This is a genomic window from uncultured Flavobacterium sp., from assembly GCF_963974175.1.
Classification (GTDB): Bacteria; Bacteroidota; Bacteroidia; order Flavobacteriales; family Flavobacteriaceae; genus Flavobacterium.
Genome location: NZ_CAXBBR010000001.1, coordinates 396,772 through 421,030 on the forward strand (window position 1 = coordinate 396,772; position 24,259 = coordinate 421,030).

The following is a 24,259-nucleotide window of genomic DNA, read 5'->3' on the forward strand; positions in this document are numbered from 1 at the left end:
TTATATCTTTTCTGCTATTCTTAATTTAGCACTTCGAGCTCTATTATTTAACTTTATCTCTTCTTTATCTGGCACTATTAATTTTCCGATTGTCTTAAACGGAACGGAAAAATTACCAAAAAAGTCACGCTCAGGCTCCCCTTCAAACATTCCGTTTTTCACAAATCGTTTTACTAATCTATCTTCTAACGAATGATATGAAATTACACTTAATCGTCCTCCCGGTTTTAACACTTCTAATGACTGCTCCAAGAATTCTTTTAGAACATCCATTTCTTGATTTACTTCAATTCGAATGGCTTGATAGATCTGAGCTAGTATTTTATTCCTTACTCTTTCTGGTAAATATTTTGCCAAAACTTCCTTCAATTCATCGGTAGTCTTAATAGGTTGTACTTCTCTAGCCTCTACAATGGTTCTTGCCAAAACAGCAGCGTTTTTCAATTCTCCGTAATCTAAAAAAACACGTTTTAAATCAGCCTCATCGTACTCATTTACTACTCTGTATGCATTTAAGTCATTTTTTTGACTCATTCTCATATCCAATCCAGCATCAAAACGAGTAGAAAAACCACGTTCAGCCACATCAAATTGATGAGAAGAAACTCCCAAATCAGCCAAAACCCCATCTACACTTTTCAATCCGTAAAAACGCAAAAAGCGCTTGATAAATCTAAAGTTCTCATTAATAAGCGTGAATCGCTCATCTGGCAAAGCATTAGCCAAAGCATCCTCGTCCTGATCAAAAGCAAACAATTTCCCGTTTGGCCCTAACCTGCTTAATATTTCTTTCGAATGCCCACCTCCACCGAAGGTTACATCTACATAAACGCCATCAGGCTTAATATTTAAACCATCTACTGATGCTTGAAGCAAAACCGGATTATGATATTCCATTGTCGTCGTCATTTATATTTCCCATTACTTCTTCTGCTAAATCTGCAAAATCTACGTCTTCCCCATTTATCGATGTCTCATATAAATCTTTATCCCAAATCTCCACTATGTTAACAGCGGAAGAAAAGACAACCTCCTTAGTAATACTCCCAAAAGACACTAAGTCTTTAGGAATCAATAGCCTCCCTAAAGAATCTATTTCTACCACTTTTACACCGGCGGTAAATCTTCGGATAAAATCATTATTCTTTTTTACGAACCGATTTAACTTATTAATTTTAGCCATCATCACATTCCATTCTTCCATAGGATACAACTCCAGACAAGGCTGAAAAACAGAACGCTTCAAAACGAAACCGCTTTGAAGAGAAAGCGTCAATTGCTTCTTCAAAGGCGCTGGCAACAGCACTCTTCCTTTAGCATCGACCTTACATTCATATGTCCCAACAATTGTATTCAAAAGAATAGTTTTAAAATGATATAGAGCAAAAATATGAAAAATATCACCACTATTTACCACTATCTACCACTTTGTTAATAAGTTTCACCACAATGAAGCAAAACGCCTCAGAGACAAGACTAACAGACTGTCAGACTATTAGCTGTTTTATAAGTTATTCAAAAGAAAGCTTAAAGTATCGAAATTCCCAGCTCTTTATTTTCAACATTTTAACTAAAATACCTTTTTACTTACAATAGAAAACCGCTTTAAAAGGACTGCTTTCACACAATAATCAGCTCCTGAAAAATAAATACGCCCAAAATGCATTAATATGCTCAAAAATCGTTTTCAAAAATTCTTTTTAATTTATTAAATCCTATATTTGTGAAAATTGAAAATCCGTATTCAAGAACATGGAAAAAAACTATAAGAAGGAAGGTAAATACAGCTATTATGAAGCTGGAGAAGGAACGCCAATTGTAATCTTACATGGGCTAATGGGAGGGTTAAGTAATTTTGATGCCGTAGCCAGTCATTTTTCTGAGAAAGGATACAAAATTGTAATCCCGGATTTACCTATCTATACCCAAAATATTTTAAAAACAAACGTAAAAAGTTTTGCTAAATACGTTAAGGACTTTATCACTTTTAAAGGATTTGATAGAGTTATTCTTCTAGGAAATTCACTAGGAGGTCATATTGCTTTATACCACACAAAAATGTACCCTGAAAAAGTTGCAGGACTTGTGATAACAGGGAGCTCAGGATTGTACGAAAGTGCCATGGGTGATAGTTATCCAAAAAGAGGCGATTATGAGTATATCAAGAAAAAAGCCGAAGACGTATTTTACGACCCTGCAATTGCGACACCAGAATTGATTGACGAAGTTTATGCTACAGTTAACGACAGAATAAAACTGATCAAAACATTAACAATTGCCAAAAGTGCCATTCGTCATAATATGGCGAAAGACCTTCCAAAGATGCATGTTCGAACTTGTATTATTTGGGGTAAAAACGACAAAGTAACCCCTCCGGATGTTGCTGAAGAATTTAATAAATTATTACCCAACTCAACCTTATATTGGATTGATAAATGTGGTCACGCGGCAATGATGGAACATCCAGAAGAGTTCAATCGCTTGCTTGAAGAATGGCTAACTAAATCCAATTTATAAGCACCTCACTTCCTAAGGAGAGGTTTTACACAAAAAAATATGAAAATTAATACCGCCGAATTTGTAATTAGCAACTCCGATGTAAGCAAATGTCCAAAAGACCGTTTGCCAGAATATGCTTTTATAGGCAGGTCTAATGTTGGAAAGTCCTCATTAATCAATATGTTGACCAACCAAAAAAAATTAGCTAAAACATCTGGAAGACCTGGAAAAACGCAGCTAATTAATCATTTCCTAATAAACAACAATTGGTTCTTAGTTGATTTACCTGGATATGGTTATGCTAAAGTATCCAAGAAAACAAAATCAGTTTTCCAACAGTTTATAACCGATTATTTCGAGACGAGAGAACAACTAGTTTGTGCTTTTGTTTTAATTGATATTCGTCATGACGCTCAAACAATAGATATTGAATTCATGTCCTATATGGGAGAGAGTGAAATTCCTTTTTGTATTGTTTTTACCAAAGCAGACAAGATCAGTAAAGTAAAAATTGATTCTCATATTGCAGCATACAAGAAAAGTATGTTTGCTAACAATTGGGCCGAAATGCCTCAATATTTCGTGACCTCTGCAACAGAATCTTTAGGAAAAGAAGATGTTCTAAGCTATATCGACGAAGTAAATCAAGAAATTTTTAAAGGCGGTGGTCAGTTCTAAAAACAAACTACATTCCGTACTTCATAAAAAAACATCCCAAAACTTAAAATTAAGCTTTGGGATGTTTTGTATTAGAAAAAAAATTAATCTTATTTCTTCAATTCTAATTTCTCTGCAAAATACTCGCAAAAATCCTTCATGGTATCTGCCATCTTCTCATCACCTGTGGCACGATGAAAAGTATCTGACATCGCTACCAATGTTTGATGAAAGAATATTTTCATTTCATCTACAGGCATCTCTTTTGTCCATAAATCAATACGCATACTTTCTTTGGCTTTACTATCCCACACAGACAGCATAATCGCCTTTGCTTCTTCTAATTCTACACCACCGTCTTTTGCGGTCCACAATAACTTTTCTGGAACACGGTTTTCATCTAACTCTACAAGGAATTTAATTTCCGATCTGTTTTTATCTGACATTACTTTTTAGGTTTGTATTTTGATTTTTCAAATATTTCTTTAGCATTTGTATCTAATAACTGTTGCAAAGATACTTCATTGTTTTTCATATACGAGCGAACAATTTGCCATCCTATCCAACCACCAACTTGACCAGGTGTCTCATTATCAATTTCCAAATAAAATTTAGAAAAAGGAGCAGCACTTATAAAACGTGGAACCAACTTTTGATCGTCACTGTAGAGCATTTCTTTTTCTATAAAATAACGCCACATATAACTCTCATTTTCATTACACCACTCGATCTGCTCATTTGTATACCCCATCTTATCCTCATCGCTATAATCAGGAAGTAATAGATCCTTAAGGTACAATTCCTTTCCAGCACTAATCATTTTAGACAACAAATTTTTATCCCCATCTGATGCTACTTTTCGTTTGTAAAAACTGGAAACGACATCAGGCATAATTTGGTTTTCCTCGAAATTCTGCTTGATATAATTAGGAAATTGATAAAACTTATGTTCCTTTCCTAAATACATTTCAAGAGAAATAATGACCAAACTATCTGCATAAATCACTTTGTTATTGTAATCCATTTCAGAAATTACAGTGATCACTTTTGGCGTCTTCGTTTCAGGAAAATAATACTTCACATGCTTAAAAAGCTCTTCTAGTTTCACTTTAACAGCGTCAAAGTTCGCGTACTTTTTCTGCACCTCAGTATACAATTCCCTCCAAAGTGGATTCTGCATTTTGTCCAACCAAACCGCATCGTCATTACCGGGAGGAAAGAAAAAAGGGAACTCCTTTTTTACTTTGTCAAGATCCTCAGGCTTAGTCTCAAAAAAGATTTTGTCGAAACGCTCCACCTTTATTTCCACAGGAATTTCTTCTACAGCTTTTTCTACTTTGCTTTTCTTACCACATGATAGAAAAAAGAGACATATGAGAAGCAGAATGTGATATAATTTCATTATTTTTTAATTAAATTTGCCGATATAGAATCAGAAAAACAAGCGTACCATTGAATGATTTTGCAAATATACATTCCTGCTCGTTAAAACGTAGACTATTATGATTAAAAAAAATACGCTTCAAGTTGAGAAAGTGAATACTCAGATTGTTAATTGGTTAAAAACCTATGCCGAAAACGCAAAAGTAAATGGGTTCGTGGTTGGAATTTCCGGCGGAGTAGACTCAGCAGTAACTTCAACATTGTGCGCCCAAACAGGACTAAAGGTTTTATGTGTTGAAATGCCCATTCATCAGCATGAAAGTCATGTCAGCCGTGGACGTGAGCATATTAATCAATTAAAAAGCAGGTACCCTAATGTTTCAGAAACCCTAGCAGATTTGACTTCTGTTTTTGAAACTTTCAAAACCGAGGTTCCTACGGACTTCGAAGAAAACAAACTCAATCTGACTCTTGCAAATACACGTGCTCGTTTACGAATGACCACTTTATATTATTTTGCTGGCGTGCATGGACTATTAGTCGCAGGGACAGGAAACAAGGTGGAAGATTTTGGCGTTGGCTTTTTTACAAAATACGGAGATGGTGGCGTAGACCTTAGTCCAATTGCTGACTTAATGAAATCAGAAGTATTTATGTTAGCGGCTTATTTAAAAGTTCCAGAATCTATTTTAAACGCGGCTCCATCTGACGGACTATTTGGTGATGAAAAAACAGATGAAGCACAATTAGGCGCCACCTATGACGAATTAGAGTGGGCTATGAATCAGGACCAAGCAGGAAAATCTAGTGCTGATTTCTCCGGAAGAGAAAAAACGGTATTTGACATATACAAACGCTTAAACAAAATTAACCAACACAAAATGAAAGAAATACCTGTTTGTTTACTTAATCGGGATTAATTGTCTTTTATCCGAATAATTAGAAAATAAACATAATTTTTCTTATATTTAATAATGAATTGTGAAAAAAAACTCTAAAAACCAAAAATCATGATAAAAGTTTGTTTAGCTGATAACTTCCCTGTAGTGCATTTTGGAGTGAAATCTTATTTTAAAGATCATGCCGAAATATCACTAGTAGCCAATGTTGGTAATTTTTTAATGATCCGTGATATTCTTCTTACTAAAGAAATTGATGTTTTAATTTTAGACTTAGAATTAGAAGGTCTTTCTAGTATTTTTGAAGTCAAATCAATTTTGAAAAACTTTCCAAAGACAAAAATTATTATATTCAGTGGTCTTTCTGAACAGATTTATGCGCCAAATGCTATTAAAGCAGGTGTTTCAGGATTCGTTCACAAGAAAGAAAAACTGGAGACATTAGGCCAATCAATTATAAAAGTGAGTCAAGGTAAGATAATTATGAACGAAACCGTGAAGAAAAACCTCGCCTTAATTGCAAAACAAAGCAAAAGCGAACGTTTGTATCGTAAGCTTTCCAATCGTGAGGTTGAAGTGTTGCGTTATTTAAGCGGAGGTAAAAAAAATCACGAGATTGCTGAAATTCTAGGCCTTAACGAGAAAACGATAAGCACCTACAAATTGCGTTTATTAACGAAATTGAATGTTACTAACCTAGTTGATTTAGTAAACAAAGCACAAAAATTAGAAATAGTTTAATTAAAAGCGAGACATTACCCGTCCTAATTTTTTCGAAAAAGCAAAAGTTAGACCAAGGTAGTCTCTAATCATTGTCATAGGCTCCGTATTATCTGATTCAGATGTTATGGAGCTTTTTATTTCTTCAATAATTTTACCTACTAAATACCAGCGCAGCGTTAAAATAGTCTCTGAAACATTTTGACCAATAGTGTCTTTTTTATATTTCGGAAAGATATTTTGTCCTTCCCAATTGTGTAAAATAACTCTTTCGTCTTCCATTAAAATATCAGTAACCTCTTGAGCAAACTCAGGCTGCAAATGCATCAGATATTGCTCTAAGCTGAAACCATCATTTTGAAGAAAACAATTAATCAGATCGTTGAATATGTCCCTAAAAAGAGGATTTGCTAATTCTACCTCATCTTCCTGCAAGCTCAAATAGATTCTGTGAAATACTTTGTATTCCTTTTTTTCAATTACATGCTCAATCTCCCCTTCTCCATTTGATTTTAAAAGTACATCTTCAAATTCTTCCGTTTTATCACCGTATAAAAGCAACATCTCAATAATTTTTCGTTCTAAACGATAAAGAATATCTACTTTTTCCGCGTCGGCAGGATTTTCATTTTTAACAACTTCTAATGCTTTGTATTCTTGCTTTTGTTTTTTACCAACCTCAGCAGTGTCTTTCTGAACTAACTGCGCCAAAGTACTAACCAATACCTGCTCAGAAATATCCATAATTCGCGAACATTCCTGAATGTATATTTCGCGCTGAATTCGATCTGGTATTTTAGAAATACTAACTACCATATCCCGAATCAAATCGGCTTTTTTTATAGGGTCATTCTTTGCTTCATTCATCAAAAGCGATGCTTTAAATTGAATGAAATCTTTTGCGTTATCTTCAAGGTACACTAGTAAATCATCATGAGATGTCTTTTTAGCAAAACTATCTGGATCTTCTCCATCAGGAAAAGTACAAACCTTTACGTTCATTCCTTCTTCCAGAATCAGATCGATTCCACGAATGGAAGCACGCAATCCGGCTGCATCACCGTCAAAAAGAACAGTAATGTTTTTTGTAAGTCTATTGATTAAACGAATTTGATCTGGCGTCAATGCTGTCCCTGAAGACGAAACTACGTTCTCAATTCCAGATTGATTAAACTGAATCACATCCGTATAACCTTCGACCAAAAAACAATTATTGAGTTTGGCAATAGACTGTTTTGCCTGAAATATCCCGTACAACACCTTACTTTTATGATAGATCTCGCTCTCCGGTGAGTTTAAATATTTTGCTGCCTTTTTATCATTGGTCAGTATTCGCCCTCCAAAACCAAGTATCCTTCCTGACATACTTTGTATCGGGAACATAACACGGCTTTTGAAACGGTCAAATGGCCTATCCTCTCTAGGAATAGTTAAACCTGTACTTTCCAGAAATTCTAATTTATAGCCTTTCCCAAGCGCTTCTTTTGTGAAAGCATCCCAAGTATCTGGAGAATATCCAAGGCTAAATTTTTCTATGGTTTCCGTGGTAAATCCTCTTTCTTTAAAATAAGAATGACCTATTGCTTTTCCTTCTTCTGTTTTTAAAAGTGTGCGATGAAAATAATCTTTTGCAAATTCAGAAACTAAGTACATACTCTCTCGAATGTCTGTATTTGCTTTTTCTTCATTTGTTTGCTCTGTTTCCTCTATTTCTATATTGTATTTCCTGGCTAAATAGCGAATGGCTTCAGGATAGGTAAAATGTTCGTGTTCCATCAAGAAAGCAACAGAATTCCCGCCTTTCCCAGAACTAAAATCTTTCCAAATCCCTTTAGCTGGTGATACCATAAAGGATGGGGAACGCTCATCAGAGAAAGGGCTCAATCCTTTAAAATTACTTCCAGCTCTCTTTAATTGGACGAAATCGCCAATAACCTCCTCTACACGAGCAGTTTCAAAAACAGTATCTATAGTCGCCTTTGTAATCATTGTTGTTTTGCAGTAAAAGGGCAAATATACAAAGTTTGTAATTTGAAAATCAGTTTTAAAGAATCTAAATTTTAAGTGAAAAAGAAGACTGACGAATAAAAATCTTCTTTGAAAATAAAACAGATTTAAGCAGCCAAAATATCTTTAAAATTGACAGATATATCGCTTTCTAATCTAAAAATTTGATAACTAAAATCTTTATAATTTAAAAGTAACTTACATGAATATTTAGTAACAAAAAGAGTCGAAAAACAAAGAATAACTGTACATATATTCAACAGAATAGTACTCAAATAATCAAGAAAAACTAGTCTCTTAATCATCATAAATAAACCAATTAAGAAAAACATCATCAAATAATTCAATACTAAACTTCTCCTTCTTATTATTCTAACATTTGAAACATTACTTATATCAACAGTAACCACGTTACCCTTCAATACTACAGAAAGCTTACTTTCAGTTATAATGTATTTACTATCATATTGCGCAATATATGAAAGTTTATCAAAATTCGATCTTATACTATATTCCATTTCATCAAAATACCACATTACGGCTATACTTACAAAAGCATCAAACGGTAATGTATTAAAAAATTTAAAAATGCCGAAATTATCGCTGTATCTCTGATTACATCTAGTTTTTATTATTAACTTAAAAACTATTCCGAAAGATTAAAAAACACACGTATTTCAGAAATAAAAATGATTTTTTTAAAAATAAAACAAAGCAAAAAATCTCCCTAAAAACATGTTAATCAACTCATTTACCTTATGATATAATAAAATTTTAAACTAATTTGCACCACAAATTGAAGGCTCAAATCTTAACCCGTAATTAAAATAATTAAATGCATACTTCACAGGAATTCAATGATTCAAATTCAGTTATATTAGACTTAACAGAAGTCGAACTTAAAAATGAATTTAGTACTATTTTAAAGTTTCTAACTGAGATTTGTAAAGTTTCAGGCGCATTTATTTCAATAAAAAAGAAGCAAGAAGACATTATCTTATTTAAAAAAGGCTTGAAGAATTTCAATACCCCAAATGAAATTGTACATTTTAATGACCTTACTAGTAGCAATGATATTTTAATTCTTTCTGGTGCAAATCAAAATTGCAACTATAAAATAAATGACTTTGAGGAAGTCTATACATTTTTTGCAGGGTTTCCAATCAACCTGACTAATAAATCAATCGTAGGTAATCTTTGTTTGTTAAACAATAAAAACAAAGTACTAAGTAAAACAGAATTAAAAATCATCGAACAATGTGTTTCCCAAATAGAATCTACACTAAATCTTAGATTAAAAAACTCTAATTTAAAAACGCAGCTCAGTGAAGTAAAGCTGCAATTTGAATACTTTATCGATAATTCAAACGAAATTATTTATGGATGCGCCTTAGATGGTATAATAACATACGTTTCTACAAATTCTAAATCATCAATAGGACTAAGCCCGAATGAAATTATTGGCACAAGCATTGATGCCTTTATTCATCCAGAAGATATTAAAATGTATTCTGATTTTATAGATACTATTAAATTAAATGAAAAAAATAATAAAAATCTTATTTATAGAGTAAAACATAAAGAAGGACATGACATTTGGTATTCTTCCAAAATTCAATTAACAGAAAAAAACAATCAACTCTTTTACATAGGAAATTGCACAGACATTACAAACTTTGTTGAAAGTCAGCAAGAACTCAAGCTACAAAAAGAATTCTACGAAACGATATTAGACCGTTTACCCACAGATGTTGCCGTATTTGATCCTAATCACAAGTATCTATATATAAATCCTATTGCTATTAAAAACAAAGAACTCAGAGAATATATTATAGGGAAAGACGATTTTGAATATGCTAAACATACTAACAGAACAACTGACTTTGCAATTGCAAGACGTGCCAAGTTCAACATAGCAGTTCAAACCAAAGAGATGCTATCATGGGAAGAAGAACTATATAATGCAGTAGGAGAGCAAAGTTTTCACAATAGAAAATTTAATCCCGTATTTAATGACGACGGGGCTCTTGCAATGATGATCGGCTTTAGCGTAGACATCACCGAAAACACAAAAATCCAAAATGAAATTCTTAGAAATCGTCAATTTATAAGAAGCGTTATTGAAAACGTTGCTGTTGGTATTTTAGTTCAAGGCCCCCAATCAGAAATTATAGAAAATAATAACGCTGCTTGCAAAATGCTGGGACTCACCCAAGATCAACTTTTAGGAAAAACCTCTTTTGACGAAGACTGGGAGGTAATCCATGAGGATGGCTCCTCCTTTACAGCTGAAGAACACCCTGTTCCTCAAGCCATAAAGAAATTAAAATCAATCAACAATATAGTAATGGGAGTCCGTCGTCCTATAACCAATGATTTAATTTGGTTATTAGTTGATGTAATTCCAGTTTTTGGAGACGCAAATCAACTGCTGTACGTAATCTGTTCTTTCAACGACATCACAGCACAGAAAAAAACAGAAGAAGAGCTAAAAATCAGCAATGAACGTTTTACATATGTCAACATGGCTACTTCTGATGTAATTTGGGATTGGGAAATAGCTTCTGAAAATTTCATAATGTCAGAAAATTACACAAAACTATTTGGTCACAAATTAAATAATGACAACAAATTTTTAAAGGTTCAAGATTTCGAAAACCTTATTCATCCTGATGATTTAAAAAGAGTTCAAGAAAACCTGAAAACAACACTTAAAAGCAAAGCGAGTACTTGGTATGATGAATTCCGTTTTTTAAAATCTGATGGTGCTTATGCCTATATAAAAGACAAAGCCTATATTATCCGCGACGAATCAGACAAATGGATGCGAATGATCGGTGCGCAAACTGATATAACAGAAATCAAAAAAATTGAACAACGAAACAAATTATTAGTAGAAGAAAACAACAAAAACAAAAACATCCAACTTAATAAAGCTGAAAGCTTATATCGCCTTTTAGCAGATAATACAATGCACTTAGTATGTTTACTTGATTTAAACATGACTTTTCAATATGTATCTCCTTCTATAGAAGCATTAGTTGGATTTACCCCAGAAAACCTGATTGGAAAAAAACCTATCGATTTTGCGCATCCAGAAGACATTAAAAGAATGACAATCGATTTTGACAATCTCAATTCAAACCATGAACCGATTCGAAATGAGTCCCGTTATTTAAATTCCACAGGAGGATACATCTGGCTAGAAACTGATGCTAAAATCGTTTTTGAAAACGCAGTTCCTATAAAAATTCAAACTAGTACAAGGGATATTTCAAAAAGAAAAGAAGCCGAATTTGCTATTGAAAAGACACTCCAACAGCAAATGGAATTAAATGACTTACGAACTAATCTAGTATCGACTATTTCTCATGAGTTTAGAACTCCAATGACTACGATTAGAGCTAGTGCAGAATTAATCGAAATGTATCTTGAACGCCAGAATCGCGAAGGCGACGAGCATTTAAAAAAACAAATAAACAGAATCACAAGCGAAATTGATCGAATAGTTGAATTGATGAATGCTGTCTTGATAATATCTAAAGATGACTCAGGAAAGACTAATTTCAATCCAAATAAATTAGATTTAAAAGAACTTTGTGATACTTTAATAAACAATAGTTTCAGCACAAATAAAGGAGGTCAAAAAGTAGATTTTCATTATGAAGGAAATCATTTTTTAATTTTTGCCGACAAAAATTTAATAGAGTACTCTATATTTAACTTATTACACAACGCCTTCAAATATTCTGAAAATTGCGAAAGTGTACAACTGAGATTGATTTCTAATAAATCAGAAATTAAACTTGAAATAATAGATTTTGGTATAGGGATACCCGAAAAAGATCAAGCGAAACTATTTAACACTTTTTTTAGAGCGAGTAATACTGATGGAATTCAAGGAACAGGTCTAGGGCTTTATATTGTTAAAACATTCATAGAAAAAAACTCAGGAAAGATACAATTAGAAAGTACACTTGGAAAAGGGACTAAAGTAACGCTACAGTTACCAAAAGCATAAAATACATTTTCTAGTAACAAAAAAACATGAGTGATAAAGCGTGAATGAGAACGACCATTTCTAAAATATTAACCTTATTTAATTTAAACTTAAACACAACAATTTTTAAAAGCTTGCACATTTTTTAAAAAGCACTAAAAAACTACGTCTCCAATGGACCCGTTTTGACTATAGATGTTAAAATTGAATTTTGGTTTTCATAAAGAAGGACTACTTATAATATTGACCTCTTTACCATAAAGAAATAATATCTTATTTTTAAAAACGCACGTTTACAGAGACACTATGATTGGTCTTCTAAACTAGATACTTTTATATTTTTAAAAATATTAAATCCTATCATAACAGCTTACATCAATAAATTGTAATTATTGAAATATCCCCCCGAATATAACATTAAGTAAGCTGCATGATAAGAGATAAACCTACATGCAAACTTAATAATCACGTAACAAAATCGATTGTTTCTAGTGATAACTAAAAACAAATTACTGTTAATTTAAAAACGAAATTACTAAAACCATAATTATCTAAAACTAGATTTAAACAAAAAGGATAACTGCGGTTATTAAAGTAAATACGCTAACGATAAGACAAAAATATAAAAGAAAGGTAATTCTTTTAATCTTGTGTGAATTTATAGAAATCTCTAAACTATCCCAAACTTCAACTGAAGGCCTAATTTTCATTATAATAGTGTTTCTAATTAACCAAAAAAATAATATTTGATTACTATATTACTAATTATACAATCAATAAGCATTAATGATCATCTCTACGTTAAAAAAAAGTACTAATGATTTAAAAAAGGAAAATTCTACTTATGAGTAGACTTAATATAATCTCTTAGGGTCACACCTACATATTTCTTGAAACTAGTTGAAAAATAAGACAAGGAATTAAAACCGGTCTCGTCCACTAAAAACTGCATATTCCGTTCTCCTAAATAGATTAATTTAAGGGCATAATCCAATTTAAATTCTCTTATATACTGACTTATATTTTTATTAGTCCGTTTTCTTATTTTCTTATCTAATGTTGATTTACTGATATAAAGCTGACTTGATAAATGGTCAATATCTATTTTATGTTTTATGTTTTTAGCCAAAATTGTATTGATGGACACAACAAAATCTTTTTCAGACAACTTTATTGTAACCTTTGAAAAAGGGTCAGGGCTATTCTTTTTCTCTATTTGAGCTTTTAAATTTAAAATGTTTTTAATCTTCAGTAGTAGTTCCCTTGTTTTGAATGGCTTCATAATATAATCGTTAACCCCATTCTCCAATTGCTTGAATTTAGTTTCATCATCCATATTGGCAGTAATTATTATGAAAGGAACAGCGTTGAATTTATTATTTTTTCTAATTTTTAAAAACAACTCATCCCCTCCCATAACAGGCATCATTAAGTCACTAATAATCACATCCGGAACATTATCACTCAGATACACAAATGCTTCATAGCCGTTTTTTAGCCATTTCAAATTAAAACCACTAAAAACTAGTACGTCATGAATAGACTCTCCTAAAGCAAGATTATCTTCAACTAATACTATATTTTTTTTTTCATTTTTCATACCTCTAAAATAGACATAAAAATATTAATTCATCAGTTAATTTTATTGACTTATTGATAATTTCCATTATTAAAAAAGACAAGTAAATTATATTTACAAGCATTTTATTTTGCTTTACGCATAACAGCAAGTGATTTTTAAAAAAATAATTGATTATGAAGCGAACATTATTTAACATTTAGAGTAATGTAATAATTGGCTAAACTAAAAAGAAGTTTTTAAAATCAATTATTACTCTCGTAGAAAGTAGTAAAAGAACTAACCGTTAATAGTAAGTAAAAACAATATCTAGTAATATAACAATTGATTATAATCATCAATCGTGAAGTGAAATGCCAGTTAGCGAGATTCACATGAATGAGTTTTTTATTTTATTTGACATAATTTCAAAAAAAGTAAATCTTACAATATGCTTTATAACGACGCAATAAGATGTCATTAAAGAAATCAGTACGATACAACATAATTAAATCTTATGCACTCGCGGTTACTTTCAACAAAAAATACAGGATGCGCAATAATATATTACAATTATGACTAATTAAAACATTACACAAGCATGAATATATCGTGCCAAAATCAAAACAACTAGACAAAAACAGAGTCTCGAGACGGATGAACCTCCAGCGATTCTTTTTATAAATAATAAAATTAGTCACAGTTGAAAACATTCTAAAAACCATGATTAAATTAAAGGTTTAATCAAATTAAAAAAAAGTAAATCAACCTTATACTTCCAAAATGAATCAACATAAAATACTAGTAATTGATGATGAGTTCTTTATTAGAGAAACGCTTAGTGAATTGTTAACTCTTCAAAATTATGAAATAAAAAATGCTGAAAATGGACAAATAGCGCTTGATATTTTAGACGACTGGATTCCTGACTTAATTATATGCGACATTATGATGCCTGTTATGGATGGACAGGCTTTTCAAAAAACCGTATATAGCAACAAACTATTAAGTACGATTCCCTTTATTTTTTTGACTGCTAAAGTCGAAGAAAATTTGATGCGAAACTGTTTTAACGAAGGAGCAGATGACTTTTTAACGAAACCATTTAAGGTGAAAGAGTTGTTAGCAACCGTACAATCGAAAATAGAAAGATTTAAAAAAATTAAAGATACTACTAATTTATATATCGGAGAATCAAAATACTTCTCTCACGAAATCAATACGCCGCTAAATGGTATTTTAGGTTCAATTGATTTGTTGATGGACGACACCCTTAATTTATCACAAGAGGATGTTATTATTTTTCAGGAAGGAATTAAAACATCTGGCGAACGCTTGAACAGAACGATGCAAAATATAATTCATTTTGAGAACATCAAAAACAATAAATTTACAGTATCAGAAGATGAATGCTCAGAAATTAAGAATGTTTTCAAGAATGTTTTAAATAAAATTTCGTTCCATTATAAAAAACAAAAAAATAGAGTTGTATCTGAACTTACAACTGCAGAATTAGCAATTAGTAAAGCTAATCTGAGTTTTATTTTATTTGAGCTACTAGACAATGGCTTAAAATTCTCTCCAAAAAACAAAAAAGTAGTTATTGAAGGAAGCGTATTTAGCGATGATTACTATGAAATAAATATATTTGATTACGGAGTTGGATTTAAAGAGGAAGAGCTAAAATTAATTGACGCTACAGTACAGTTTAATCGTGATGAAAGAGAGCAACAAGGACTAGGATTAGGACTTTTTATCACTAAATCTATCATAAAAAAATCTAATGGAATCATAAGTATTGTGTCGAAAGAAAATGAAGGTTCTAAAATTTCCATTTTACTTCCTATCCATAAGAAATAAACCCCTTTCCTGGTTCAATATGTTACATCAGTTAATTAAAGAAAATATCGACTTAAACTCGATTCCGTTTATTTTCATGACAGCTATGAATGAAGAAAATCAAATGAGAAAACACCTTACAAATGGTGGAGATGATTTTATCCCAAAGCCTTTTAAAGTAGACGAATTAATTGAAATTGTTAAAAACAAAATTGAACGATTTAATAAAATAAAAAATGTATGTAGTAACATTTACACAGGTAACAAAACATACTTTTTACATCAAATAAATACTCCCCTTAATGGAATTTTGCTTCCAATAGATCTTTTGATGGAAAATGAACACCTTGAGAAGGAAGACGTATTAAAATTTTATGAAACTATAAAAATATCTGGCGAACGATTGAATAGGGCTACGCAAAACATTATGTTTTAACAAAACGTAAAGAGCAACATATTAAAATTTGAAAATAATTCATACGCTGCAATATTTGATAGTTTTCTAAAAGTAAAAAATAAAATATTTGAAGTTTACCAATATCAAGAAAAAAGAATCACGTACGCGATTGGTAAAGCAGATGTGAAAATTTCCCAGAAGAACTTGTGTTTCATCCTTTTGAACTAATTGACAATGCTTTAAAATTTTCGCCTCACAATAAAATTGTAATGGTTTCTGGCGGTATATACAATCAAGAATTCTACGAATTAGGTATTAAAGATTTTGGCATTGGATTTAGTGAAAATGAATTAACTAGAATTGGAGCCACACAACAGTTCAATAGGGAGCGCCAAGAACAACAAGGATTGGGTTTAGGTCTTTTCCTTAGCAGAATCATTATAAATAAACAGAAAGGTGTTTTTAGTATTACTTCTAAAGAAAAAGAAGGGACCACGATAAAAATACTGCTACCATTAAACATATAGCTAGTAAATTATCTATACACAAAATTGAAATTAAAAACAAATATTCCATTAACACTAAAATAAACATCATGATAAAAGTTTGTTTAGCAGATAATTATCCCGTCATACATCAAGGGATAAAATCGTATTTCAAAAACCATCCAGAGATTAGAATCGTTGCTAATGTTGACAAATTTTCAATGATTACCGAGTTACTTAAAACGAAAGACATTGATGTCTTAATTTTGGATTTAGAATTAGAAGAACTTACAAGTATTTTTGAAATCAAAACAATTTTAAAAAAACATCCAAGAACAAAAATTATTATTTTCACTGGCCTTTCTGAGAAAATTTATGCGCCAAACGCGATTAAAGCAGGAGTCTCTGGATATGTTTCTCAAACAGAAAAACTAGAATATCTAAGAAATGTTATCGTTAAAGTTAATCAGGGAGAGATTATCATGAATGAAACTATAAAAGCAAATCTATCACTAATAGCGAAACAAAATAAAGGGGAACGACTACATCGAAAACTTTCCAATAGAGAAGTAGAAGTTTTACGGTATTTAAGTGCCGGTAAAAAGAATCATGAAATTGCAGCTATTTTAAGCCTAAACGAAAAAACGATAAGCGCCTTTAAGTTAAGATTATTAATAAAGCTAAACGTTACAAATGTAGTAGATCTAGTAAACAAAGCAAAAATAATAGAAGCAATATAAAAAGATCAAAAACCATAGCACATTACTCAATTTTACTAAAGTGGAGTAATGTACTTGGTAATCAACTATAATTCGTTTTTAATTAAAATCAAAATGAACACCTAATGAAACATTATTTTGTTTAACCGTATTAGACTTAAACAGTGGGTTTAGATCGTACTTGAAATAATTTTATAATTGTCTTTTTTTCTGGCTAACGAATTATTTTTTTCTTTCAATTACGTAATTCACCATCAAGATTAAGGCATCTTTAAAATCTGAAGTAGGATAATTTTCTAATAACAAAAGTGCTTCTTGTTGAAATTCAAGCATTTTATTTTCGGCATAAAGTAAACCGTCATTGTTTTTTACAAAAGCAATGACTTCTTTAACACGCCTTTTGTCTTTGTTGTGATTTTTAATCGAATTGATCAACCATGACTTTTCCTTAGAAGTGCAGGTATTTAGAACATGAATTAATGGTAAAGTCATTTTTTGCTCCTTGATATCGATACCTGTTGGTTTCCCAATCGCATCATCAGTATAATCAAACAAATCATCTTTAATTTGGAACGCCATTCCGATCAGCTCTCCAAACTTTCTCATATTCTCTACTTGAATCTCATCCTCAATAACTGATTTTGCGCCAAGAGCGCAACAGGCAGCAATAAGTGTTGCCGTTTTTTTTCGTATGATTTCGTAATATATATCTTCTGTGATATCAAGCCTTCTCGCTTTTTCTATTTGCAGTAATTCACCTTCGCTCATTTCACGAACTGCGATTGAAATTATTTTCAATAAATCAAAATCACCGTTGTCGATAGAAAGCAACAACCCTTTTGAAAGTAAATAATCCCCAACAAGTACTGCAATTTTATTTTTCCAAAGTGCATTGATAGAGAAAAAACCACGGCGACGATTACTATCATCCACTACGTCATCATGAACCAAAGTTGCGGTATGAATTAGCTCAATAACACAGGCTCCACGATAGGTTCTTTCATTCACAATTCCTGCAGAAACCATCTTAGCGGTCAGAAAAACGAACATGGGACGCATTTGCTTCCCTTTTCGATTCACTATATAATACGTGATTCTGTTCAACAAAGCCACTTGTGAAGTCATCGATTCGTAGAACTTTTTTTCAAAAAGTTCCATTTCTTTAAAGATGGGCTGTTTTATTTGCGAAGTGACATTCATTTAGAATTCAAAGTTACACCTTTTAACAAATATACATAGCCTTACTATTAATTTTAATCCAATCTGTGTTAAATAATTCACCGCTTCTAAAGAGTCCAAATCAGAAAATTTACACAGCTAACCTATTCTTAATTGTAATGAATACTTTGTTAAACTTAACTTAATCTAACCCGACAATCGGAATTTTAAGTTTGCCCAATAAAACAAAACAACAAAAAAATGAAGATTTCAAGAAAAAATTTACTCTTTCTTTTACTTTTATTCTGTGTGCATTTAACGAATGCACAAACAAAATCAATATCAGGAAAAGTAACAGATACGTCAGGTTTCCCACTTACCGGCACAACTATTATAGTCAAAGGCACTAAAAATGCGACCATTGCAGACGGAAATGGTAATTACAACATTAAAACTGAAAAAGGAAAAACATTAGTATTCTCATTTATGGGCTTTACTTCTAAAGAAGTTTTAATTAACAATGAAGAAAACCAAAATATAGTACTTGATGACAATTCAGTATCTCTAGGAGAAGTTGTTGTAACTGCTCTTGGAATTAAAAGAGATAAACGTGCGTTAGGATATGCGTCACAAGAATTAAAATCGGATGATATTAATAAAGTGAACTCAGCTAATTTTGTTTCAAATCTAACAGGTAAAATATCAGGGGTGCAAATTTCTGGCTCTGGTAATGGAATCGCGAGTTCGTCAAGAATTACGATTCGCGGGGACAAATCATTAAACATTAATAACAATGGCCCCTTATTTATTGTAGACGGAATTCCTATTAACAATAACGTCTATGGTGTGGGAGGCTCTTCAACAAGTCAAGCTGATTTACCTACAGATTATGGAAATGGTGCGTCAGAAATTAACCAAGAAAATATTGAAAGTGTAAATGTACTAAAAGGGGCAGCAGCATCTGCTTTATATGGTTCTCGCGCTGCTAACGGTGTTATTGTAATCACAACTAAATCTGGCAAGAGAAGTAAAGGTTTAGGAGTTTCAATTTCCTCTTCTTTTATGACAAGCGAAGCATTAAGATTACCTGAAATTCAAGGTGTGTATGGCGCGGGTTCTAAACAAATTTACGACGCAGGTGCAGATACAAATTTAGGCCCTCGTTTTGACTCTGGCATTTCATTATTACAAAACGGAAGTCCAGGATATTCTGTAGGACAAGGACAAGTATTACCTTTTGAATTTAGATACAACCTCAATGATTTTTTTAGAAAAGGAAGTTCTATTTCAAATTCGGTTTCGGTTTCGGGTTCTGATGAAAAAACGAATTTCAGATTGAGTTATGGAAAAACAACCAGCGAAGACATTGTTCCTAACTCTAATTTAAAAAGAGAAAACATCAGTTTGAATCTTAATTACACCATTTCAGATAAATGGAAACTGGCTACTGTTGCCACCTATACTAAAAGTTCCAGTGATAACACGCCGGTTACTGGCTACGGAAGCCAAGGTATCATGTATAATTTACTTTGGAACCATACCAATGTTGACTTAGACTGGCTGAAAGATTATTGGATTGTAAAAGATGTAAAACAAAATAGCATGTTTGGCTGGGGAGATAATCCATTCAAGATTGCTTATGAAAACATCAATGCCTTTAAAAAAGGGCGCATTTTTGGAAACATTTCCTCTACTTATGAAATTAGCAATGATTTCTCATTCATGGCGAGAATAGGTATGGATAATTCAAACGATTTTAGATGGTCACGCAGACCTATTGGATCTTCACGATACACACAAGGAATGTACCGCGAGCAAACCATTGCATTTACAGAATACAATGCTGATATGTTGCTTTCTTATGATCATACTTTTGGCGATTTCTCCATTAAAATTTCTTACGGAGCAAATAGCATGAATCAATACACGTCTGAAAGTAAAATTGAAGGACAAGGAATTAGTATTCCCGGAATCTACAATTTACAAAATATCAATGTGATGCCGATTCAATCTCGAAACATTTACAAAAAGCGCATCAATAGCATGTATAGTTTGGCGAATATAGGATACAACGATTACTTGTATTTAGACTTAACAGCTAGAAATGACTGGTCATCTACCCTACCTACAAACAACAACTCTTACTTTTATCCTTCTGCTTCATTAAGTTTTATTCCAACATCAATATTTGAAATGAATGAGAATATTGACTTCTTAAAATTAAGAGTAAATGCAGCCTCTGTAGGGAATGATACTGATCCGTATCGATTAGTAAAAACTTATGATAACGGTTCTTTGCCAGGAACATTAACTAATCCTAATACTATTTTAAACAGTAATCTAAAACCTGAAATTGCCACCTCATACGAAGCGGGAATTGAAGCACAATTTTTCAAAAAAAGAATATCATTAGATGCAAGTTACTATATCACCAACTCTAAAAACCAAATTGTAGGTTTAGATATTTCTCAGGCTGCAGGTTTTAATTCTAATGTGATTAATGCAGGTAAAATTCAAAACAAAGGAATCGAAATAGGCTTAGGACTTACTCCAGTTAGAACTAAAAATTTTGAATGGTCGCTTAACGCAAATTTCACTCAAAACCGAGGTACTGTAAAAGAACTAACTCCAGGAATTGATAATTATATTATCGCCCAAGGTCCCAATGGAGGTACTATTGAAGCCCGTGTAGGAGAACGAATGGGAGATTTATATGGTCGTGGTTATTTAAGAAGTCCAGACAACCAAATTGTGTATGACAATACAGGGTCACCAATATTAGATACTAAAATTAAAAAAATAGGAAACTATAATCCAGATTGGATGTTAGGACTTGCTACTAATTTAAGATATAAAAATATCAGTCTAAATGCGCTGTTTGACGTTAGACATGGCGGAAAAATCTATTCAATGACAAATGCTATAGGTATGGAAAGTGGCATCCTTGCCGTTTCATTACCAGGCAGAGAAACAGGAATAATAGGCGAAGGTGTTGTAAAAAATACCGATGGATCTTACAGTCCAAATACAACTTCAATAAGTGCTGAAAACTGGTATTACTCTAATGCGTTTCGTAGAGACAACATAGAGGCTAATTCATTTGATGCGTCTTATGTAAAATTAAGAGAAGTGAGTTTGAATTATAGATTTTCTGAGAAATGGACTAAATCAGTAAAAATGCAAAATGTAAGCATTGGTCTAGTGGGGAATAATCTGGCACTTTGGACAAAAGTCCCAAACATTGATCCAGAAACTCAAGCCATAAGCGGAGGAACTCTTTTACCAGGATTTGAAGTCTTGCAACTGCCTTCTTCTAGAAACTACGGAATCAAATTAAATGCTTCATTCTAAAAAAAATATCATGAAAAAATTAATATTACTACTACTCTTAAGCGGTCTAAGTATTTCTTGTACCGACGGATATGAAGAAATCAACACCAATAAAAATCAACCAACAGCTTCGCAACCCAAGCAATTGCTACCTAATGTTATTTTTAATCTAGCGAACAGCAACGTAAATAATTCGTTCAATTTTGGCGATATTCTTGCTCAATATGGCGGTAACTACGAGTACAACGAATTAGACGTTTACAACTGGGGCGCTGACAATCGTTTTTGGGGAATGTACAAATGGCTTAACGATATTTATGACATTAAAAAACAAGCAATCGCCTTAAACGACAAAAACTACGAAGCGATTAGTCTTGTTCTTGAAACGTACACGATGAGCGTTATCACTGATTCCTACGGTTCTGCACCTTATCTTGAAGCCTCCAAAGGAGAAGAGGGGGTTTTGAAACCAAAATACGATTCACAAGAAGCTATTTACACACAATTATTATTAAATTTAGATCATGCCAATGCTATCATTGACACTAAAACAAAGGTAGAAGGCGACTTATTGTTTGGCGGAGATATGCTGAAATGGAAAAAATTTGCTAATTCGCTACATCTAAGACTTTTGATGCGCATTTCTAATAAAATAAATGTGAGTACTAAACTAACCGAAATCATTTCTAAACCTTCTCAATACCCTCTATTTGCATCTAGTGCTGATAATGCCACTTATTTTTATTCAGGAAGCTATCCTAATATTTCTCCTATGAGTGATGGAATCAACAGATTATATGGTTATAATATTGTTATTCCTACCACGAATTTGGTAAACACATTGTTTGCAAATAATGACCCAAGACTTGACGAATGGATTGATCCAATTGTAGGAACTACAAATCAGTTAGGACTTCAGCCAGGACTTACTTTAGACCAAATAGGTGAACCAAAAAAATACTCAAGAAGAGCCGAAGATTATTTCTATACCAAAACAAAAATAACGGCAATATTCATGACGTATAGCGAACTGAATTTCTTGTTAGCAGAAGCAAGCCAGCGCAATCTTATTACAACGGGATCTGCTCAAGCGTATTACAATACTGCGGTAGAAGCTTCTTTTAAACAATGGAATGTGCTTATGCCTACAGATTACTTGACTACTACTGCTCCATATAACGCTACTACTGAAGTTTTATATATTCAAAAATGGTTAGCTTTATATCACACTGGAGTAGAATCATGGTTTGACTGGAAAAGGACTGGAAAACCTAGTTTTATTAAAGCGGGTCCTGGAGCAAAAAACAATGGTAAAGTTCCAAGACGCATTATGTATCCAAGCTTAGAACAATCTGTAAATGCAGAAAACAATAGTGAGGCTTTACAAAAAATGGGGGGCGATGATATTAACGCAAAAGTATGGTGGGATAATTTTTAATTTAAATAAAACAAACATGAAAAAAATATTTTTAATACTGATTCTTTTTAGTGCTATTATTACAAAAGCACAACAAGCTGAAAACATAATTATCATTACAACCGATGGTTTTAGATGGCAAGAGGCCTTCAAGGGAATGGATGAAACATTGGCTAGAGATAAAAAGTTTAATCAAAATGACAGCAGTTATATCTATAAAAAATACTGGGCTGAAAACATAAATGAACGCAGGGAAAAATTAATGCCTTTTATGTGGTCTGTATTAGCAAAAAAAGGACAAGTTTATGGCAATAGAACACTTGGAAACAAGGTTAATAACGCCAATCCGTACTGGTTTAGCTATCCTGGATACAACGAAATAATGACTGGTTATGCCGACACATTAATCAACTCTAATCACTATCCTGTAAATCCTAACGTTACTATTTTAGAATATTTAAACAAGCAACCCAAAATAAAAGGAAAAGTAGCTGCATTTGGAGCTTGGGATGCTTTTGACAATATTTTAAACGAAAAGAGAGCTGGTTTTCCTGTAATCTCAGCATTTGACAAAGTAGGTGGTAAAAATCCAACAGAGAAACAAAAACTAATTAATGCCATGCTCGCCGATTCTTTTAAGCCTTTCCACGAAGAAGAATGCCTAGATGTTTACACCCATTATGGTGCATTGGAAGAATTAAAAACAAACAAACCACGTGTCCTATATATTTCTTATGGAGAAACTGATGAATGGGCTCATGCCGGTTTTTACCGTTCCTATCTAGATGCGGCACATCAAGTGGATGCGTGGATAAGAGAAATTTGGAATTTTGTTCAAAATGACCCACAATACAAAGACAAAACTGCTTTAGTATTCACTACTGATCATGGTCGTGGTGATAAAGTAAAAGCAGAATGGACGAGTCATGGAAATAAGTTTGAAGGATCTTCTGAACTCTGGTTTGCAGCTATGGGACCAAAAATTGAAGCTAAAGGAGAAATGAAAACAGAATCTCAATTGTACCAAAATCAATTTGCACAAACAATGGCAAAAATTATGGGATATACCTTTGAAGCGGAGCACCCAATTGCAAAAGAGATTACGGGGATAGTTAACTAATACACATTTTATTTTCTACGAAAAAGGGTTTGACTGATCAGTCAAACCCTTTTTTATTCCGATTTTCATAC

The 24,259-nt window shown here is 32.5% G+C and carries 19 protein-coding genes; 12 read left to right on the forward strand and 7 right to left on the reverse strand.

The features are described 5' to 3' along the window. The gene (gene rsmH, locus AAC069_RS01740; protein ID WP_339918803.1) at positions 1 to 909 is read right to left on the reverse strand and encodes a 16S rRNA (cytosine(1402)-N(4))-methyltransferase RsmH; all 909 of its coding nucleotides are present in this window, start codon (positions 907 to 909) and stop codon (positions 1 to 3) included. Beyond that, complete coding sequence (locus tag AAC069_RS01745; RefSeq protein WP_339918804.1) at positions 884 to 1,357, reverse strand: division/cell wall cluster transcriptional repressor MraZ; 474 nt, start codon at positions 1,355 to 1,357, stop codon at positions 884 to 886. The genes rsmH and AAC069_RS01745 overlap by 26 nt, the downstream gene beginning before the upstream one ends. A 395-nt stretch (positions 1,358 to 1,752) precedes the next feature. Between AAC069_RS01745 and AAC069_RS01750 the strand changes: the two genes are divergently transcribed. Together AAC069_RS01750 and yihA are read left to right on the forward strand one after the other, a co-directional pair. After that, a complete protein-coding gene (locus AAC069_RS01750; protein ID WP_091083845.1) occupies positions 1,753 to 2,517 on the forward strand; it encodes an alpha/beta hydrolase in 765 nt (254 codons plus the stop codon). A gap of 39 nt (positions 2,518 to 2,556) precedes the next feature. After that, entirely contained in the window at positions 2,557 to 3,177 is a 621-nt protein-coding gene (gene yihA, locus AAC069_RS01755) for a ribosome biogenesis GTP-binding protein YihA/YsxC (RefSeq protein WP_339918805.1), read from the forward strand. Positions 3,178 to 3,266: 89 nt separating this feature from the next. Here the strand turns inward: yihA and gldC are convergent, their stop codons facing one another. Next, positions 3,267 to 3,602, reverse strand: a complete 336-nt coding sequence (gene gldC / locus AAC069_RS01760) for a gliding motility protein GldC (protein WP_339918806.1) — start codon at positions 3,600 to 3,602, stop codon at positions 3,267 to 3,269. Continuing rightward, entirely contained in the window at positions 3,602 to 4,558 is a 957-nt protein-coding gene (gene gldB, locus AAC069_RS01765; protein WP_339918807.1) for a gliding motility lipoprotein GldB, read from the reverse strand. The genes gldC and gldB overlap by 1 nt, the downstream gene beginning before the upstream one ends. 100 nt (positions 4,559 to 4,658) lie before the next feature. On the opposite strand from gldB, the gene nadE reads away from it, so the two are divergent. Together nadE and AAC069_RS01775 are read left to right on the forward strand one after the other, a co-directional pair. Next, the gene (gene nadE, locus AAC069_RS01770; protein ID WP_339918808.1) at positions 4,659 to 5,459 is read left to right on the forward strand and encodes an NAD(+) synthase; all 801 of its coding nucleotides are present in this window, start codon (positions 4,659 to 4,661) and stop codon (positions 5,457 to 5,459) included. A gap of 90 nt (positions 5,460 to 5,549) precedes the next feature. Continuing rightward, positions 5,550 to 6,179, forward strand: a complete 630-nt coding sequence (locus AAC069_RS01775) for a response regulator transcription factor (protein ID WP_339918809.1) — start codon at positions 5,550 to 5,552, stop codon at positions 6,177 to 6,179. Here AAC069_RS01775 and dnaG read toward each other — a convergent pair whose 3' ends face one another. Continuing rightward, positions 6,180 to 8,147, reverse strand: a complete 1,968-nt coding sequence (gene dnaG, locus AAC069_RS01780) for a DNA primase (protein ID WP_339918810.1) — start codon at positions 8,145 to 8,147, stop codon at positions 6,180 to 6,182. It abuts the gene before it with no gap. A gap of 853 nt (positions 8,148 to 9,000) precedes the next feature. Between dnaG and AAC069_RS01785 the strand changes: the two genes are divergently transcribed. Further along, complete coding sequence (locus AAC069_RS01785) at positions 9,001 to 12,186, forward strand: PAS domain S-box protein (protein WP_339918811.1); 3,186 nt, start codon at positions 9,001 to 9,003, stop codon at positions 12,184 to 12,186. An 817-nt stretch (positions 12,187 to 13,003) separates the two neighbouring features. Here the strand turns inward: AAC069_RS01785 and AAC069_RS01790 are convergent. After that, positions 13,004 to 13,765, reverse strand: coding sequence for a response regulator (locus AAC069_RS01790; protein ID WP_339918812.1), 762 nt, complete (start codon positions 13,763 to 13,765; stop codon positions 13,004 to 13,006). Between the two features lie 741 nt (positions 13,766 to 14,506). Here AAC069_RS01790 and AAC069_RS01795 point away from each other — a divergent pair. The 4 genes from AAC069_RS01795 to AAC069_RS01810 all read left to right on the forward strand — a co-directional run bounded on the left by AAC069_RS01795 (position 14,507) and on the right by AAC069_RS01810 (position 17,184). Beyond that, on the forward strand, positions 14,507 to 15,583 hold the full coding sequence (locus tag AAC069_RS01795; RefSeq protein WP_339918813.1) for a response regulator: 1,077 nt from the start codon (positions 14,507 to 14,509) through the stop codon (positions 15,581 to 15,583). An 85-nt stretch (positions 15,584 to 15,668) separates the two neighbouring features. After that, a complete protein-coding gene (locus AAC069_RS01800) occupies positions 15,669 to 15,998 on the forward strand; it encodes a histidine kinase dimerization/phospho-acceptor domain-containing protein (protein WP_339918814.1) in 330 nt (109 codons plus the stop codon). A 167-nt stretch (positions 15,999 to 16,165) separates the two neighbouring features. After that, positions 16,166 to 16,486 (forward strand): ATP-binding protein, encoded by a 321-nt coding sequence (locus AAC069_RS01805; RefSeq protein WP_339918815.1) that lies wholly within the window; start codon positions 16,166 to 16,168, stop codon positions 16,484 to 16,486. Positions 16,487 to 16,554: 68 nt separating this feature from the next. After that, a complete protein-coding gene (locus AAC069_RS01810; protein ID WP_339918816.1) occupies positions 16,555 to 17,184 on the forward strand; it encodes a response regulator transcription factor in 630 nt (209 codons plus the stop codon). A 201-nt stretch (positions 17,185 to 17,385) separates the two neighbouring features. Here AAC069_RS01810 and AAC069_RS01815 read toward each other — a convergent pair whose 3' ends face one another. Beyond that, positions 17,386 to 18,363, reverse strand: coding sequence for a polyprenyl synthetase family protein (locus tag AAC069_RS01815; protein ID WP_339918817.1), 978 nt, complete (start codon positions 18,361 to 18,363; stop codon positions 17,386 to 17,388). 219 nt (positions 18,364 to 18,582) lie between these two features. Between AAC069_RS01815 and AAC069_RS01820 the strand changes: the two genes are divergently transcribed. Genes AAC069_RS01820 through AAC069_RS01830 form a run of 3 tightly spaced genes read left to right on the forward strand, consistent with a single transcriptional unit; the run spans position 18,583 to position 24,188 of the window. Continuing rightward, the gene (locus AAC069_RS01820; RefSeq protein WP_339918818.1) at positions 18,583 to 21,672 is read left to right on the forward strand and encodes a SusC/RagA family TonB-linked outer membrane protein; all 3,090 of its coding nucleotides are present in this window, start codon (positions 18,583 to 18,585) and stop codon (positions 21,670 to 21,672) included. A 10-nt stretch (positions 21,673 to 21,682) separates the two neighbouring features. Continuing rightward, on the forward strand, positions 21,683 to 23,089 hold the full coding sequence (locus AAC069_RS01825) for a SusD/RagB family nutrient-binding outer membrane lipoprotein (RefSeq protein WP_339918819.1): 1,407 nt from the start codon (positions 21,683 to 21,685) through the stop codon (positions 23,087 to 23,089). A gap of 16 nt (positions 23,090 to 23,105) precedes the next feature. After that, positions 23,106 to 24,188 (forward strand): phosphoglyceromutase, encoded by a 1,083-nt coding sequence (locus tag AAC069_RS01830; RefSeq protein ID WP_339918820.1) that lies wholly within the window; start codon positions 23,106 to 23,108, stop codon positions 24,186 to 24,188. The last annotated feature ends 71 nt before the right edge of the window (positions 24,189 to 24,259 follow it).

What these genes read in the sequence shown, in the direction of transcription:
- AAC069_RS01800 (WP_339918814.1), top strand. Translation starts at nt 15,669, where the DNA reads ATGAATGAAGAAAATCAAATGAGAAAACACCTTACAAATGGTGGAGAT.
- rsmH (WP_339918803.1), bottom strand. Translation starts at nt 909, where the DNA reads ATGACGACGACAATGGAATATCATAATCCGGTTTTGCTTCAAGCATCA.
- yihA (WP_339918805.1), top strand. Translation starts at nt 2,557, where the DNA reads ATGAAAATTAATACCGCCGAATTTGTAATTAGCAACTCCGATGTAAGC.
- AAC069_RS01820 (WP_339918818.1), top strand. Translation starts at nt 18,583, where the DNA reads ATGAAGATTTCAAGAAAAAATTTACTCTTTCTTTTACTTTTATTCTGT.
- dnaG (WP_339918810.1), bottom strand. Translation starts at nt 8,147, where the DNA reads ATGATTACAAAGGCGACTATAGATACTGTTTTTGAAACTGCTCGTGTA.
- AAC069_RS01795 (WP_339918813.1), top strand. Translation starts at nt 14,507, where the DNA reads ATGAATCAACATAAAATACTAGTAATTGATGATGAGTTCTTTATTAGA.
- AAC069_RS01830 (WP_339918820.1), top strand. Translation starts at nt 23,106, where the DNA reads ATGAAAAAAATATTTTTAATACTGATTCTTTTTAGTGCTATTATTACA.
- AAC069_RS01810 (WP_339918816.1), top strand. Translation starts at nt 16,555, where the DNA reads ATGATAAAAGTTTGTTTAGCAGATAATTATCCCGTCATACATCAAGGG.
- gldC (WP_339918806.1), bottom strand. Translation starts at nt 3,602, where the DNA reads ATGTCAGATAAAAACAGATCGGAAATTAAATTCCTTGTAGAGTTAGAT.
- nadE (WP_339918808.1), top strand. Translation starts at nt 4,659, where the DNA reads ATGATTAAAAAAAATACGCTTCAAGTTGAGAAAGTGAATACTCAGATT.
- AAC069_RS01815 (WP_339918817.1), bottom strand. Translation starts at nt 18,363, where the DNA reads ATGAATGTCACTTCGCAAATAAAACAGCCCATCTTTAAAGAAATGGAA.
- gldB (WP_339918807.1), bottom strand. Translation starts at nt 4,558, where the DNA reads ATGAAATTATATCACATTCTGCTTCTCATATGTCTCTTTTTTCTATCA.
- AAC069_RS01825 (WP_339918819.1), top strand. Translation starts at nt 21,683, where the DNA reads ATGAAAAAATTAATATTACTACTACTCTTAAGCGGTCTAAGTATTTCT.
- AAC069_RS01790 (WP_339918812.1), bottom strand. Translation starts at nt 13,765, where the DNA reads ATGAAAAATGAAAAAAAAAATATAGTATTAGTTGAAGATAATCTTGCT.
- AAC069_RS01750 (WP_091083845.1), top strand. Translation starts at nt 1,753, where the DNA reads ATGGAAAAAAACTATAAGAAGGAAGGTAAATACAGCTATTATGAAGCT.
- AAC069_RS01785 (WP_339918811.1), top strand. Translation starts at nt 9,001, where the DNA reads ATGCATACTTCACAGGAATTCAATGATTCAAATTCAGTTATATTAGAC.
- AAC069_RS01775 (WP_339918809.1), top strand. Translation starts at nt 5,550, where the DNA reads ATGATAAAAGTTTGTTTAGCTGATAACTTCCCTGTAGTGCATTTTGGA.